The following is a 14,023-nucleotide window of genomic DNA, read 5'->3' as shown; positions in this document are numbered from 1 at the left end:
ACGGCGGGAGGTTCGACTCGGATGAACGGTCGGCGGACCGATGCCGAAGTGTCGCTGGTACGCATCCGCGACCTAGCCGGTCGCGCGCGGGGTACGGGATTCCTCGCCGACGACCGCGGCACTTTGATCACCAGCCATGAGGCGGTCGACGGCCTCGCCCGCCTGGTCCTGCACGCCCACGGCGAGCTGACCTGCGTCGTCTCCTCCGACGACGTCACACCGCTGCCCGAATACGACCTCGCCCTGGTGCGTACCGAGGGCCTGAGCGTGCCCCCGCTGCCGGTCGCGGCGGCCGAGCGCGTCGAGGGCGGCACGGACGTACGGCTGCGCGCCGGGCGCTGGCACAACGCCCGCATCATCGGCGACGTCCCCGTCACCTACACCGCCACCGACCGCTTCCACCTGCTCGGGGCCGCGCTGGAGCTGTCGCTGTCCGAGCGCGCCGGGCTGCGCCTGGGCGAGGAGGCCACCGGCGGGCCCGTGTTCGACGCCGCCGGCGGGGCCGTCATCGCCGTCCTCGGTACCGCGCTGCAGGCCGACCGCCGGGCCGCCGGCTTCGCGATCCCCCTGCGCGCGGCCGCCGCGGCCGACCCGGAGGGGCCGCTGGCCCAGCTGCTGCACCGCAACGACGCCAGCGTCCCGGCGTTCGGCCCCGACCTCAACCTCGCCGGCGCGCTGCAGCTGACCGCCACCGCCCTGGGCTCGGTCGTCACCCCGCGCGTCTGGCGCGACCCCGTGGAGCGCCCGGAGACCGAGCGCGCGTTCGCCCGCTTCCTGGACGTCGAGGAGACCGACCCGGGCGGCCGGGCCTATGTCCTCGGACTCGTCGGCGACCCCGGCACGGGCCGCACCACGGAGCTCGGCGCGCTGGCCTGGCGCCGGGCGCGCGGCGCCGAGCCCGCCCCCACCCTCTGGCTGCGCGGCGCCGACCTGTGCGTGGGCGACGAGAGCGTGCGCGACGCCCTCGAGCGCGCCCTCGCCGCCGCCGGGCGGATCGTCACCGCCTCGGCGGGCGCCGCGGGCACCGTCGGCGACACCTCGGCCGCCACCCCGGAGGCCGTCGCCGAGCTGGCCCGCCGCGTGGGCCGTCCCCTGCTCGTCCTCCTCGACGGGCCCGAGGAGATGCCGCCCGTCCTCGCCCACGCCCTGCCCGCCTGGACGGCCGCCACCGCCAAGTGGCTCGAGGCCAACGCCGCCCGCCTGATCGTGGCCTGCCGCCCCGAGCACTGGGAGAGCGCCGGCGCGCTCTTCCCCCCGCACGCCCTCCACGGCCCCTGCGGCCTGCCGTCCGCGCCGGGGCCGCGGGCCCTGCCGCCCTGCTCGCGCCTGCCCGCACTGACCCCCGGCCAGGCCGCCGAGGCGCGCGCGTCCTACGGCATCCCGCCGGAGGCCATCGACCCCGCCGACGCGGGCCACCCCCTGGCCCTCCGGCTGCTCGCCGAGGTCCGGGCCGCGCTCCCGGACGGCACGGAAGGCGCCGGCGGCGACGGCGAGGCGGCCCCCGACCGCTGGGGCGTGTTCGCCGCCCACCTCGACCTGGTCTGCCTGCGCATCGCCGTCCGGCTCGCCGCCGCCCGCAGGCCGCCGCTGCGCGGCGCCGCGGTCCGCAGGCTCGCCGCCCGGGTCGCCGGCCAGGTCCACGAGGCGGCCCGGCGCTGCCTGGGACCCGGGCAGGGGGAGCTCGAGCGGGAGGCGTTCGAGGAGCTGTTCCCCTGGCGCACGGGCTGGGCGTCCGCCGTCCTGACCGAAGGCCTGCTCGTCCCGGCCGGCTCCGGCTACCGCTTCGCCCACGAGGAGTTCGCCGACTGGCTGCAGGGCACCCACCTCGACCTCGACGCCGCCCTGCACGCGCTGGTCCACCGCTGGTACGAACCGGAGGGCCCGCCCGCCGAGGCCGCCGTCCGCCTGCCCTCGCGCGCCGGCGGCGGCCCCATGCCCGTGCCCGGGGGCCACGTACCGCCCCCGCCCGGCTCCACCGGCGCCGCGCGGGCCCGCGCGTCCCGCCGCCGCAAGCGCGGCGCCCCGGCGGAGCCGCCCCGGCCGCTGCCCGTGCCGCGGCACCGCATCGGGCCCGTGCTGCAGGCGATGCTGCTGCTGGCCCGCCGGTCGGGGCCGACCGAGCTCTCCCGCCGCCTCAGCGCCCTCGTCCACGCCGTCGAGACGCTCTCCCAGCGGACGGCGGAGGCCGAGGCCAAGGAGGAGGGCGCCGGCCGCCCGCTCGGCGACCCCTCCTGGTGGGCCGCCCACCTGCTCGGCGAGACGCTGCTGCGGGTCCCCGACGCCACGCCCTACCTCGGCGTGCTGCGGCTGCTCGCCGAGCGCGTCACCGCCCGCTCGGTCGCCGTCGGCGGCTTCGACGGCGAGGCGGCCCCCGAGCTGGGCGGCCTCGCCGAGTTCGGCCCGTGGTTCTGGCGCCGCGTCCCGCTCGGCCTCGCCGACCGGCTCGAGCTCCTGCGCATCCTCCTCCCGGCCGACGGCCCGCCTCCGGGCGCGGCGGCGGCCGAGGAGGCCCCCGACGCCCTGGACGGGGGCGCGGAGGACGCCGCGCTGCCGGCGGGCGCGGGGCGGGCGGCGGTCCCGGACCGGGCGGCCGTCGGCGGGGCGTCGGACGAGGCCGGGGCGGTGGACTCCGGGGCGGCCGGCTCCGGAGCGGACGGCGACGCCGGCGGGTGGGTCGATGTCGAGTGGGACCTCGACGGGGGCGTCGGCGCCGGTGCGGCCGGCCTCGTCGGCGAGCGGCACGACGCCGTGTCGGACACCGCCGCGGACCGGGGCGAGGGGACGCCCGGAGCGCCGGCCGGTGCCGTCCGCCCGGGGCGGCCCGAGCCGGCGGAGGAGGACGCCGCGGCACGTGTGCTCGGCGCGGACGCCGACGACCTCGATGACGGGGAGACCAGGGCGGACGGGGAGGGCGAGGCCGGGACGGCGGCGCGCGTGCCGGGTCAGGCGCGGCACGAGGACGACCCCTCCCGGGCCGGGGACTCCGGGGACTCCGCCGGCTCCGCTCGGAGCCGCGAGCCCGTGGTCGGCCGGGTGCCCGGCCGCCGGCGCGGCGCCGGAAAGCCACGCTCCGGGGCGACCCGGGCGGCCGCCGGGCCGACGGGCCCCGGCAGGCAGCCGGAGGCCGGGCAGGCGCCCGGTCCCGGCACCTCCCGGGGCGGACCGCTCCCGCACGTACCCGGCCAGACGCGAGGTGCCACGACGGCCCGCACTCCCGCCCCGGCGGGTACGGAGGAGGCGCCCGGGCCCGTCGCCCCGCCCCAGGCGGACCGCTTCCTGACCGCCGTCGCGACCCTGCTGGCGGACCATCCCTGCGCGGCGCAGCCCCTGCTCTGCCGCTGGTTCACCGACGAGCGGCCGCTGCAGACCGCTCCCGACGCCGCCCGCGTCCGGCCCACGGTGGCCACCGCCGCCCAGGCGCTGCTGCACACCCACCGCAGGCGGGCCATCGACGACCTCGCCGAGGCGCTCGTGCAGGCCGGCCACCCCCGGGCCGACGAGCTGCTGGCCGCCCTCGCCGAGGACGAGCCGTCCGCGCTCTGCCGGGCCGTGGACCGCTGGGCGCACGACGAGCGCGTCGAGCGCCATGTGGCCGCCGCCGCGTACGGACTGCGGACCGCGCCGCACGTCACCACGGACGCCGACCGCGAGCTGCTGCGCTTCTCCGCGCTCGCCCTGCTGGCCCGCCCCGCCGAGGGCGCCCTGCACGGCACCGCGCTCGCCCTGCTCGTCCGCGACCCCGGCACCCGTGCCCGGCACCTGCCGCAGGCCCTCGGCCGGTTCGCGGCCGGCGACCCCCATCTGCCGCCCGAGGTCCTCGCCCCGGCCCTGACCACCCACTCCGAGCCCGTGCTGGCCGCCTTCCGCGCCCGGCTGTACGAGCCGGGGGACCGGCCCGCCGCCGTGCTGCGCACGCTCTCCGAGGTCTCCGCCCCGGCCCTCGCCCGCCGGGTCGCCGATCTCGTGCGGGAGCACGTCGAGCACCGCCCGGAGGGAGCGGAGAACGCCGCCGCGTTCGTCGACCGCCGCCTGGAGGACGGCCCCGCCGCCCGTTCCGTGCTCTTCCCGCTCGTCGTGGACCTGCTGCGCACCCGGCCCGCCCAGGTCCGTCGCGCCCTGGCGCCCGTCCTCGCGGACCCCGGCACCCCGGTCTCCCGGCCCCTGCGCCAGGAGTTGCTCGAGGTGCTGATGGAGCGGGAGGAGTACGGGCCGTACGAGCAGGACGTCACCGTCCTCGACGCGCTGCTGAGGGCGGTGGCGGCGGGTGCCGCCGAGCGCACCGAGGCCCGCACCCGCGACCTCGTCCACCGCACCGGCCTGCTGATGGCCCGCACGCCCGAGGGGGCCGCCTGCTTCGACCGGCGGCTGACGCAGCTGGCCCGGGAGGTGCCGGTCTTCGGCGACCAGGTACGCGGATGGCTGAAATCGGCGCCCGCGCAGTGGGCCGTGGTGGTGGGGCCGAGCGCCCGCATCCGGCTGACGGCAGGGCGCGAGAAGGGGGGTGGGAGGGGTCAGGGGGGCGCATCGGATCCCACGCACCCAGCGGACGTGACCGGCACCGCACCGGCCGATGCGGGACGCCGCCAACCGGCATGGCACTCTTAGTCCTGCGTCATCAGACAGACAAAGGTTCGGGTTCGGGCGAGGAGCGGGCACAGTGCAGCGCTGGCGTGGCTTGGAGGACATCCCCCAGGACTGGGGGCGCAGCGTCGTCACCATCGGCTCGTACGACGGCGTGCACCGCGGGCATCAACTGATCATCGGCCGGGCCGTGGACCGGGCGCGCGAGCTCGGCGTGCCCTCGGTCGTGGTGACCTTCGACCCGCACCCCAGCGAGGTCGTCCGCCCCGGCAGCCACCCGCCGCTGCTGGCGCCGCACCACCGGCGCGCGGAGCTCATCGCGGAACTCGGCGTGGACGCCGTGCTGATCCTGCCGTTCACGGCGGAGTTCTCGAAGCTGTCGCCGGCCGACTTCGTGGTGAAGGTGCTGGTCGACAAGCTGCACGCCAAGCTCGTCGTCGAGGGCCCCAACTTCCGCTTCGGCCACCGCGCCGCGGGCGACGTCGGCTTCCTCAAGGAGCTCGGCGTCACCTACGACTTCGGCGTGGAGGTCATCGACCTCTTCGTCTCCGGCGAGGCGGGCGGCGGGCTGCCGTTCTCCTCCACCCTGGCCCGGCGCCTGGTCGCCGAGGGCGACGTCGCGGGCGCGATGGAGATCCTCGGCCGCCCGCACCGCGTCGAGGGCGTCGTCGTGCGCGGCGCGCAGCGCGGCCGCGAGCTGGGCTTCCCCACGGCCAACGTGGAGACGCTGCCGCACTCCGCGATCCCCGCGGACGGCGTGTACGCGGGCTGGCTCACGGTCGCCGGCGAGTCGATGCCCGCCGCGATCTCGGTGGGCACGAACGTGCAGTTCGACGCGACCGAGCGGACGGTGGAGGCCTACGCCATCGACCGCGTCGGCCTCGACCTGTACGGGCTGCACGCGGGCGTGGACTTCCTCGCCTACCTGCGCGGCATGGAGAAGTTCGAGTCCATCGAGGCACTGCTGGAGTGCATGGCGGACGACGTGAAGCGCGCCCGCGACATGGTCGCGGCGCACGAGGCGGCCGTCGTCGCCGGCTGACCGCACCGCTTGCCCGCATCACATGCGGAAGGGCCCCGGGCGCTGTGTGCGCCCGGGGCCCTTCGCGTCGGCTCCCGCTACTGCTGGGGAGGCTGCGGCTGGGACCAGCCGCCCTGGTCGGGGTAGGGCTGGGCCTGGGCCTGGTCGGGGTACGGCTGGGGGTGCTGCGGATACGGGCCCGGCTGCGCCATGGGCTGCTGCTGGCCCTGGCCGTACGGGTAGGGCGCCGCCTCCGGCGCGTACCCGGCGGGCGCCTGGTGGACCTGCTGGGCCTGCTGGACTTGCTGGGCCTGCTGGGGCGCGGGCGCTCCGTACAGGCCCTGTTGCTGCTGGGCCCGGGTGAAGTCCTCGGCCACCATGGCCGACAGGTGGAAGTACGCCTCGCGGGTCTTGGGCCGCATCATCTCGAGGTCGACCTCCGCGCCCGTCGCCAGGTGCTCGTCGAACGGCACGACCACCACGCCGCGGCAGCGGGTCTCGAAGTGCGACACGATGTCCTCGACCTTGATCAGCTTGCCGGTCTCCCGGACGCCCGAGATCACCGTGATGCTGCGCGAGACCAGCTCGCCGTAGCCGTGCGCGGCCAGCCAGTCCAGGGTGGTGCTGGCGCTGCTCGCGCCGTCGACGGACGGCGTCGAGATGATGATCAACTGGTCGGCGAGGTCGAGCACCCCGCGCATCGCGCTGTAGAGGAGGCCGGTGCCCGAGTCGGTGAGGATGATCGGGTACTGCCTGCCCAGCACGTCTATGGCGCGCCGGTAGTCCTCGTCGTTGAAGGTGGTGGAGACGGCCGGGTCCACGTCGTTGGCGATGATCTCCAGTCCGGAGGGTGCCTGCGAGGTGTAACGGCGGATGTCCATGTAGCTGTTGAGGTGCGGGATCGCCTGCACCAGGTCGCGGATGGTCGCGCCGGTTTCGCGGCGCACGCGACGGCCGAGGGTGCCGGCGTCGGGGTTGGCGTCGATCGCCAGGATCTTGTCCTGGCGCTCGCTGGCGAGCGTCGCGCCGAGCGCGGTGGTGGTCGTCGTCTTGCCGACGCCGCCCTTGAGGCTGATCACCGCGATCCGGTAGCACGAGAGCACCGGCGTGCGGATCAGCTCGAGCTTGCGCTGGCGCTCGGCCTCTTCCTTCTTGCCGCCGAACTTGAAGCGGTTGCTGGGTTGCTTGCGCGGCTTGGGCTTGCCCTTGAGCAGCCGCTCGGAGGACAGCTCCACCGCCGCCGTGAACCCGAGCGGCGCCCCGTGCACGGACCGCTGCCGCTGCTCGGGCGTCACGGTGGGCCAGCCGCCGGCGCGGGGGTCGACGGGCGCGCCGTCGTCGGCCACCGGCTGGGCGGGGTAACCCTGTTCCCCCGTCCAGGGCAGGGAGGGCCCCCGGTCCAGGGCCTCCCGCACCTCCTGCGGCACCCCGTCGGCCTGCGGCTGGGGCTGAGGCTGAGGCACGCCGGGGTGGGGCTGGGCCTGGACGTGGGGCTGAGGCTGGGGCTGGAGGTGGGCGGCCGGCGGGGCGTACGGGCCGGGCGCGGGCTGTCCCGGCGCCGGCTGACCGTGCACCACGGCCGGGGGCAGCGCACCGGGCGGCTGGGCGGCGGGGTAGCCGTAGCCGGCCGGGGCCGCCGCGTCGGGACGCGGGTAGCCGTAGCCGTCCTGGGGAGCCGGCGCCGGGGCCGGAGCAGCGGGGGCGGCCGTGGTGGGCGCCGGGGCCGGAACGGCCGTCAGGTCCGGGCGCGGGTAGCCGTAGCCGTCCTGCGGCGCGGGCGGAGTGGGCGCGGGGTAGCCGTAACCACCGGAGAGCGCGGGCGGGTTGCCCACGGGGGCCGGGGCCGGGGCCGGGGCCGGGGCCGGGGCTGGTTCGGGCGCGGGTGCGACCGGTGTGGCGGGGGCCGGGTAGCCGTAGGTGGGGGGCGCGGGCGCGTCGGCGACCGGGGCGGTGGGCGGCATCGGCGCGGGTGCCGGGGCCGGGGCGGTCGGCGTGGGCCGGCCGGCGTCGGCGTACGGGCCGGGGGCGTTGACTTCCTGCGCCGGTGCGGCCTGCGGCGCGGCCGCTTCGGCAGCCGGGGCTTCCGGGGCTGCCTGAACAGCCGGGAGGGCCGGGACCTCGGGAGCCGGCGGTGCGGCGGGCGCAGCCGGCGTCTCCTGGGGCGCGGGCATCTCGGCAAAGGGGACGGCCGGGGCGGCCGGAGCGGGAGCCGGAGCCTCGGGGGTCGCCGGCGCTTCCTGCGCTGCTACGGGCACCTCGGCGACCGGTGCGGTCGGAAGCGCCGGGGCTTCCGGAGCGGCCGGAACCGCCTGAGCCGGCGCCTCCTGCGGTGCTACGGGCACGTCGGCGGCGGGAGCGGTCGGAACCGCCAGTACCTCCGGGCTCGCCTGAACGGCGGCCTGAGCCGGGGCATCCTGCGGCGCCGCAGGCGTCTCGGCGGCCGGCGCGGGCGGGAAGGCCGGTGCGGCCGGGGGTGCGGGCGGTGTGCTCGGGCCGGGGTGGCCGTATCCGCCGGGCGGGTTGGGCGTGGCCGCCGCGTCCGGGCGCGGGTAGCCGTAACCGCCCTGCGGTGCGGGGGAGTCGTAGCCGGTCGGAGCGGCGGGCGCGTCGGCAGCCGTCGGCTCGTGGGAGTCCGTCGCGCCGGGCGCGCCCTCGTGCTGCTCGGCCGCGGGAGCCGAAGGCTCCTGCGCGTCGGGGTGCGGGTGGGGCAGTCCGTACGCGGCGGCCTGCGGGGCGCCCGGGGGCGCGGGCGGCATCGCGGGCGGGAAGTCCGGCGGCAGCGGCGGCAGCGCCCCCTGGGGCACCGGCGGCGGGGTCCACGCCCCCACCGGCCCTTCCGGAGCGGCCGGTTCCGGGGTGGGGCCGACGGGGCTGTTCGCCTCGTCCGCGCCGGTAGCGGGGGAAGGGGCCGGGACCTCGGCAGCCGGAGCCGCCTCCTCAACCGGAGCCGGAGCCGGAGCCGGGTCGGTGGCCGGGGTCGTGGTCTGCGTGTACCACGCGGGCGGCGTGTAATCGATGGTGAACTCGCCCGTGTGTTCGGGTTCGTGCTCGGCGTCGGGCCGGTCCTCGCCGGCTGTCTTCCCGGCCGCGCGGATCTCGTCCCGATCGCTGCTCACAATGCCTCCTGCTGGTGTGGTCCGGCGCCCATGGATGTCATCCGGCGGGGCCGACCGTTCCTGTCGCCCCGAACGCCCGCTTTTCGTCGGCTGTCACGCGACAGGCCCGGCGTCGGTTCTCCAGTGCGTACGTTCATACAGACTAATCGTCATCCGCATCACGGCGTCAGGCCCGCCCCACCCCGCTCCCCGCGTGTCACTCCATGCGTCGTGCGGTGCCCAGGAGGCCCGTCTCCGGCTCGGTCGGACGCGTGGTCACATACGTGCGGGCGGACCGCGTGCACCACAGCGTGACCCCGTCCGGGAGGGTGGACAGCGCCTCGACGTCGTCCGCGGGAAGGTTCATGGTCCGGCCGACGAGCAGGGCCTCTTCGGGCGCTACGCGCTGCACCCCCACGAGATCCGCCCGCTCCATGAGGCGCCCGGTGGTGGGGCCGAGGTAGGGGAGGAGGGTGAGGACGGACTGCCAGGGGGCCGCGCCGACGCGGCCGCGCGGCGGCCGTGCCCCGCAGTCGCGGACGACGAGCACGGGGCTGTGGGCGGACGGCCCCTGGGGCGGTACCCGGCCGACGTCGTGGAGCGTGACGCACTGCCGGCCGCCGTTGGCCGCCTGCGCGAGCGTGGTCCACAGCTGCCGTCGTCCCGTCTCGACCGCGACCCGCGCGCCCGTGCCGACCGCGCGCAGGGCGAGGACCTGCGCCGTCCACGCGCCGCCCACCAGCACGACGCCGAACGCCGAGGGGCGGGCGAGGCCCAGCACGGCGGGAGCGCCCTGCGCGTCGGTGCCGATGACCACGCCGTCGTCACCGACGGGCAGGGCCAGCGCGTCGAACTGCTCGGGCGGCAGCTCGTGCCGGCCGCGCCGGGGGCCGAGCAGGCCGAAGCCCAACCGCGGCCGGAGGACGGAGTTCACGGACGTTCCGCCACTCATCAGCGGGTCCCTCCCAGGGGCAGTGTGGCGAGCACGCCGGGCACCTGCTCCTGGTCCAGCCGCACGAGTCCCGCCCGCACGGCCTTGGCGGCGCGCTCCAATTCCCGGCCGACGCCGTGAAGTTCGTCCGCACTGCGCCCGCATATCCGGATGTGTCCCGTCATGGTGGGCGCGTGCCGGCCGCGCACCGTCCGGCCCCGGCCGAGGGTGAGGCTCAGCGTCGTGGACAGCGCGGGCAGCGAGGTCAGCAGCGCGGCGAGCTGCGGCAGGGGGGCCGCGCCCCCGCCCAGCCGTGGCCAGCGGCTCACCCAGTACGTCGTGTGCCAGCGGTCGTCGCAGCGCCAGGCCCGGGCACTCTCGGCGGTCCGCCGGGCGGGCACGGGCGCGAGGGCCGCCCGGTCCGTGGCCGCCGCGTTGAGGTCGGCGGCCGCTGCCAGGGCGGCCGTCAGGCCGTCCTCGGTCAGGGGCGTGGCGGCGAATCCGGCCCCCCGCAGCCGGCTCGCCAGTTGGTCCACCGCCCGCAGCAGGCACCGCCGCGCCCCCTCGGTGCCGCCGCCGCGCGCCGCGACGGCCGCCGGGCACAGCTCGGGGTCGAACTTCAGCGCCACCCAGGTCTGGCGGACGGCGGGCGAGCCCGTGAGGGCCTGCAGGGGCGCGTAGTTCGCGGCGGGCAGCGCCCCGGCGGGCAGGTCCGGGGCGGGGGAGGGCAGCGTGGTCTGCACCACCTGCGCCGATTCCAGCCGGATGTCGTCGATGTCCAGGGCGTCCCGCAGCAGTCCCAGCGGCAGTGCGCCCGCCACCCGGTCCGCGCGCAGCGGTCTGTCCACGGCCTCGAGCCGCAGCACCGCCGTCAGGAACGTGCCGTCGCCGACCAGGCCCAGCGTCCGGTCGTCGTGAACGGCGAAGGAGTCGGTGCGCAGCGCCGGTTCGCACTCCACCAGCGGCGCGAGCCGGGGGTCCGTGCCCGCCGCCGGCGGCCCGGCCGCCTCCCGGCCGGCGCGCAGCCGCAGGGCGACGGCCGACGCCAGCCATTCCGTGACCGGCCGGCGCCCCCGGCGGACCAGCGCGAGCAGCACCAGCACCACGGCCAGCACCACCGCGGGGGCCAGCAGCGTCCGTGCCGTCGCCCAGGCGGTGACCACCACGGCGGCCGCCACCTCGACGAGGACGAGCTGGCGCAGCCCCACCGGGCCCGGCGGGCGGCGCCCGGGAGCCGGCCGCGGGGCGACCGCGTCGGCGCCGGTCTCCGGGCCGGCAGCGGCTCGTACGCGCGTGGCGACAGCCATGACCGTCAAGCCCCCTCCGATGTCCCGTCACACATCCTCGGAAATCGGCCGCCGCCTCCGTCTCCACCGGCCTGGTGGCGTCCCCCGGCGGCAGGTGCCGATCACCTACGGGCATAGTAGAGGCTCGGTATGACACCGGGTCCGATCGGGCGGCGGCCGCGGCTTTGGCCGGGACGCCGGTGAACTCGCAGTGAAGTCGCAGGAAAACGGGGGAGAAACGGCTCGACATGGCATCTCGGCGGGATGAACTCAACGCCTACACTTTCGCGAAGAAACGGACAGTTGCCGCCTTTCTGCAGCCCTCGCCCAGCGGCTCGGAAGAAGGCGCCCCGCGCCCGTTGCGCACGGTCCTGCCCGGCATCGTCGTCGGTGCCCTGCTCGTCGCGGGCTTCGGCGCGTGGGGCGTGTTCAAGCCGGTGGCCCCCAAGGGCTGGGACGACGTCGCCGCGCATGTGATCGTCGGCAGCGACTCCACCACCCGTTATGTCGTGCTCGTGACGGAAGGCAAGAAACAGCTGCATCCCGTTCTCAATCTCGCCTCCGCAAGGCTCCTCATCTCCCCGGGCAGATCGGGAGTGATCAAGGTCCGGGAATCCGAGCTGGACAACGGACACATTCCGCGCGGCCCCACGCTCGGCATTCCGTACGCACCGGACCGAATGCCCTCCGCCGCCCAGGCGGGGAAAGAGAAACAGTGGGCGGTCTGCCAACAACCCGGCGGCAACGGGAATACCACGCAAAAGGCGGTATTCCTTTTCTCCGACGGTGACCCCGAGGCCAAGCGGCTCGAGGGTCCCCAACGGCTGCGCGGCGCACAGGCGCTGTACGTCCAGGGGCCGGACGGCGCCCGCTACCTCGTCGACCCCAGGGGCACCCGCTACCTCCTCGGCGGCCCCGACTGGAAGAACGCGGACGACGCCGACCACAACCTCCTGCTGCGCGCCCTCTTCCATGACGGCGCCCAGCCGCGGCGCGTCACCAAGGAGTGGCTCGCAACCCTCCAGGAGGGCACGCCCATCACCTTCCCCGAGGTCGGCGGCACCGTCGGCGAGGCGGCCGGCGTGCCCACGCTCGGCAGGGCCAACCGCGTCGGCATGATCCTGCAGGCCCCCACCGGCACCACCACCCAGCACTACGTCGTGCTGCCCGGAAAGGTGGCCCGCGTCTCGGAGTTCGTCGCCAAGCTCCTCCTCAGCAGCCGCGCCCTCAGCCCGCTGGACCAGGCCGGCACGCCGCAGCGGGTGAGCGCCGCCGACTTCACCCCGGACGCCGAGGAGTTCTACGGCGGCAGGCACTGGCCCACGCAGGTGCCGCGCCAGGCCAACGCCGGCGGCGACGACAAGGGCACCGTCTGCAGCCTCTTCGCCGGCCTCGACGCGGACGGCACCCCGAACCTGGGCGTGTGGGCGGGCAAGGACTACCCCGCCACCATCCCCGACGGCGCCACCAGCGCGTACGTCACCCCCGGCTCGGGCCTCCTCTACCGCCAGGTCACCGGGCGCCAGACGCACAGCGGCGCGGTCTTCCTCGTCACCGACACCGGGCTGCGCTACGCCGTGCAGTCCAACAGCGACAGTGCGACGGCCAGGTCGAAGATCGGCGAGGAGCGGCCGGCGGCGGAGCCCGGCGCGACCGGTGCGGCCCCCGGGGTCAGCGAGTCGGACCAGGCCCGCGTCCGGCTCGGCTACCAGAACGTCGCCCCGGTCGCCGTGCCCGCGAACTGGTCGCAGTTCCTGCCGACAGGACCCCGCCTGGACGCCAACAGCGCCCGGCAGCCGCAGGGTTCGTAGGGACGGCTCCGCATGCGCCTCACACGCCGGGCCGTCCTCGCCGCCACCACGGCCCTCACGGCCGCCCTCCTCGCGCCGGCCGCCGCGGGGAGCGCCGCCGCGACCGGCTCCACCACGGCTGCCCCCGCCTCCTCCGGCCCCACGGCGACGGCCCTGAACGGCAGCGGGGAGTGCGACTACCCCGCCAAGCCCATCAAGGGCACCCCCTGGGCGCTGCAGCGCGTCCTCCTCGACCAGCTCTGGCAGGACACCAAGGGCAGGGACGCCGAGGGCCGCCCGGTCCGCGTCGCCGTCATCGACACCGGCGTGGACGTGAAGAACCCGCAGCTGGCCGGCGCCGTCGACGTCAAGAGCGGCACCGACCTGCTCTCGGGCCCCAAGGACCCCGCCAGGGGCCCGGCCGTCGACCTCGTCGGCCACGGCACCAAGGTCGCCGGCATCATCGCCGCCCGGCCCTCCCCGGCCAGCGGATTCGTCGGCATCGCCCCGGAATCGGTCATCATCCCGATCCGGCAGAACGACGAGAAGGGCACCGGCACCTCGCGGACCCTGGCCGTGGGCATCAAACAGGCCGTCGACGCCGGCGCCCGCGTCATCAACATCTCGCAGGAGACCACCACGCCGCCGGGCCCGGACGCCGACCGCGAGCTCGAGCTCGCGGTCGGGTACGCCCTCGCACGGGACGTCGTGGTCGTCGCCTCGGCCGGCAACGACGGCGCCGACGGCCTGCCCAAGCCCACGTATCCGGCCGCCTACCAGGGCGTCCTGGCCGTCGGCGCGTCCGACCGCAACAACGAACGCGCCCCCTTCTCCCAGTCCGGCGACTTCATCGGCGTCGCCGCGCCCGGCGTCGACATGGTCTCCACCGTCCCCGGCGGCGGTCAGTGCGTCGACTACGGCACCAGCTTCGCCGCCCCCTACGTCGCCGGAGTCGCCGCCCTCATCCGGGCCAAGCACCCCGACTGGAAGCAGCACCAGGTCGTCGCCCAGATCGAGCAGACCGCCGAACGCGTCGCCAACGGCCGTGACCGCCACGTGGGCTGGGGCGTGGTCGACCCCGCCCGCGCGCTCACCGAGGACGACCACCCCATCGACCGCGTCACCACCCCCCAAGGACCGGCGCACGGCATCGCCGCCCCCCAGCCCGCGGCTCTCCCCTTCGGGGAGAGCGAGCGGGAGCGACAGGTGCGCCTGGCCACGTACGCCCTGGGCGGCACGGCCGCCCTCGTGGCCGTGATCACCGGATCGGCCGTGGTCGTACGAGACCGTAACCGCCGCCGCCTGCCCTAAAGGGCGGC

At 76.7% G+C, this 14,023-nt stretch carries 7 protein-coding genes; 4 read left to right on the top strand and 3 right to left on the bottom strand.

The features are described 5' to 3' along the window. The first annotated feature begins 21 nt into the window (after positions 1–21). Both IE295_RS08870 and IE295_RS08865 read left to right on the top strand, forming a co-directional pair. Positions 22–4,605: a trypsin-like peptidase domain-containing protein gene (locus IE295_RS08870; protein ID WP_190063013.1), complete on the top strand. Its 4,584-nt coding sequence runs from the start codon at positions 22–24 to the stop codon at positions 4,603–4,605. A gap of 52 nt (positions 4,606–4,657) precedes the next feature. Further along, positions 4,658–5,623, top strand: coding sequence for a bifunctional riboflavin kinase/FAD synthetase (locus tag IE295_RS08865; protein WP_190063012.1), 966 nt, complete (start codon positions 4,658–4,660; stop codon positions 5,621–5,623). Positions 5,624–5,700: 77 nt separating this feature from the next. Here the strand turns inward: IE295_RS08865 and IE295_RS33380 are convergent, their stop codons facing one another. From IE295_RS33380 to eccE, 3 genes are all read right to left on the bottom strand, one after another. After that, complete coding sequence (locus IE295_RS33380; protein ID WP_224323647.1) at positions 5,701–8,718, bottom strand: SCO5717 family growth-regulating ATPase; 3,018 nt, start codon at positions 8,716–8,718, stop codon at positions 5,701–5,703. Between the two features lie 196 nt (positions 8,719–8,914). Continuing rightward, the gene (locus IE295_RS08855) at positions 8,915–9,649 is read right to left on the bottom strand and encodes a hypothetical protein (protein WP_190063011.1); all 735 of its coding nucleotides are present in this window, start codon (positions 9,647–9,649) and stop codon (positions 8,915–8,917) included. Next, positions 9,649–10,935 carry a type VII secretion protein EccE gene (eccE, locus tag IE295_RS08850; RefSeq protein ID WP_190063010.1) on the bottom strand — a complete coding sequence of 429 codons (1,287 nt, stop codon included), beginning with the start codon at positions 10,933–10,935 and terminating at the stop codon, positions 9,649–9,651. The genes IE295_RS08855 and eccE overlap by 1 nt, the downstream gene beginning before the upstream one ends. Before the next feature lie 227 nt (positions 10,936–11,162). On the opposite strand from eccE, the gene eccB reads away from it, so the two are divergent. Together eccB and mycP are read left to right on the top strand one after the other, a co-directional pair. Next, positions 11,163–12,725: a type VII secretion protein EccB gene (eccB, locus tag IE295_RS08845; RefSeq protein ID WP_190063009.1), complete on the top strand. Its 1,563-nt coding sequence runs from the start codon at positions 11,163–11,165 to the stop codon at positions 12,723–12,725. Between the two features lie 12 nt (positions 12,726–12,737). Next, positions 12,738–14,015, top strand: a complete 1,278-nt coding sequence (mycP, locus tag IE295_RS08840; protein WP_190063008.1) for a type VII secretion-associated serine protease mycosin — start codon at positions 12,738–12,740, stop codon at positions 14,013–14,015. Positions 14,016–14,023: the final 8 nt, after the last annotated feature.

The organism is Streptomyces griseocarneus (assembly GCF_014655595.1).
Taxonomy (GTDB): Bacteria; Actinomycetota; Actinomycetes; order Streptomycetales; family Streptomycetaceae; genus Streptomyces; species Streptomyces griseocarneus.
The sequence above is the reverse complement of the archived record's forward strand: the minus strand, read 5'-3'. Positions and strand labels throughout refer to the sequence as shown.

Coding starts and splice junctions, on each gene's coding strand:
- IE295_RS08870 (WP_190063013.1), top strand. CDS start 22: ATGAACGGTCGGCGGACCGATGCCGAAGTGTCGCTGGTACGCATCCGC.
- IE295_RS08855 (WP_190063011.1), bottom strand. CDS start 9,649: ATGAGTGGCGGAACGTCCGTGAACTCCGTCCTCCGGCCGCGGTTGGGC.
- mycP (WP_190063008.1), top strand. CDS start 12,738: ATGCGCCTCACACGCCGGGCCGTCCTCGCCGCCACCACGGCCCTCACG.
- eccB (WP_190063009.1), top strand. CDS start 11,163: ATGGCATCTCGGCGGGATGAACTCAACGCCTACACTTTCGCGAAGAAA.
- eccE (WP_190063010.1), bottom strand. CDS start 10,935: ATGGCTGTCGCCACGCGCGTACGAGCCGCTGCCGGCCCGGAGACCGGC.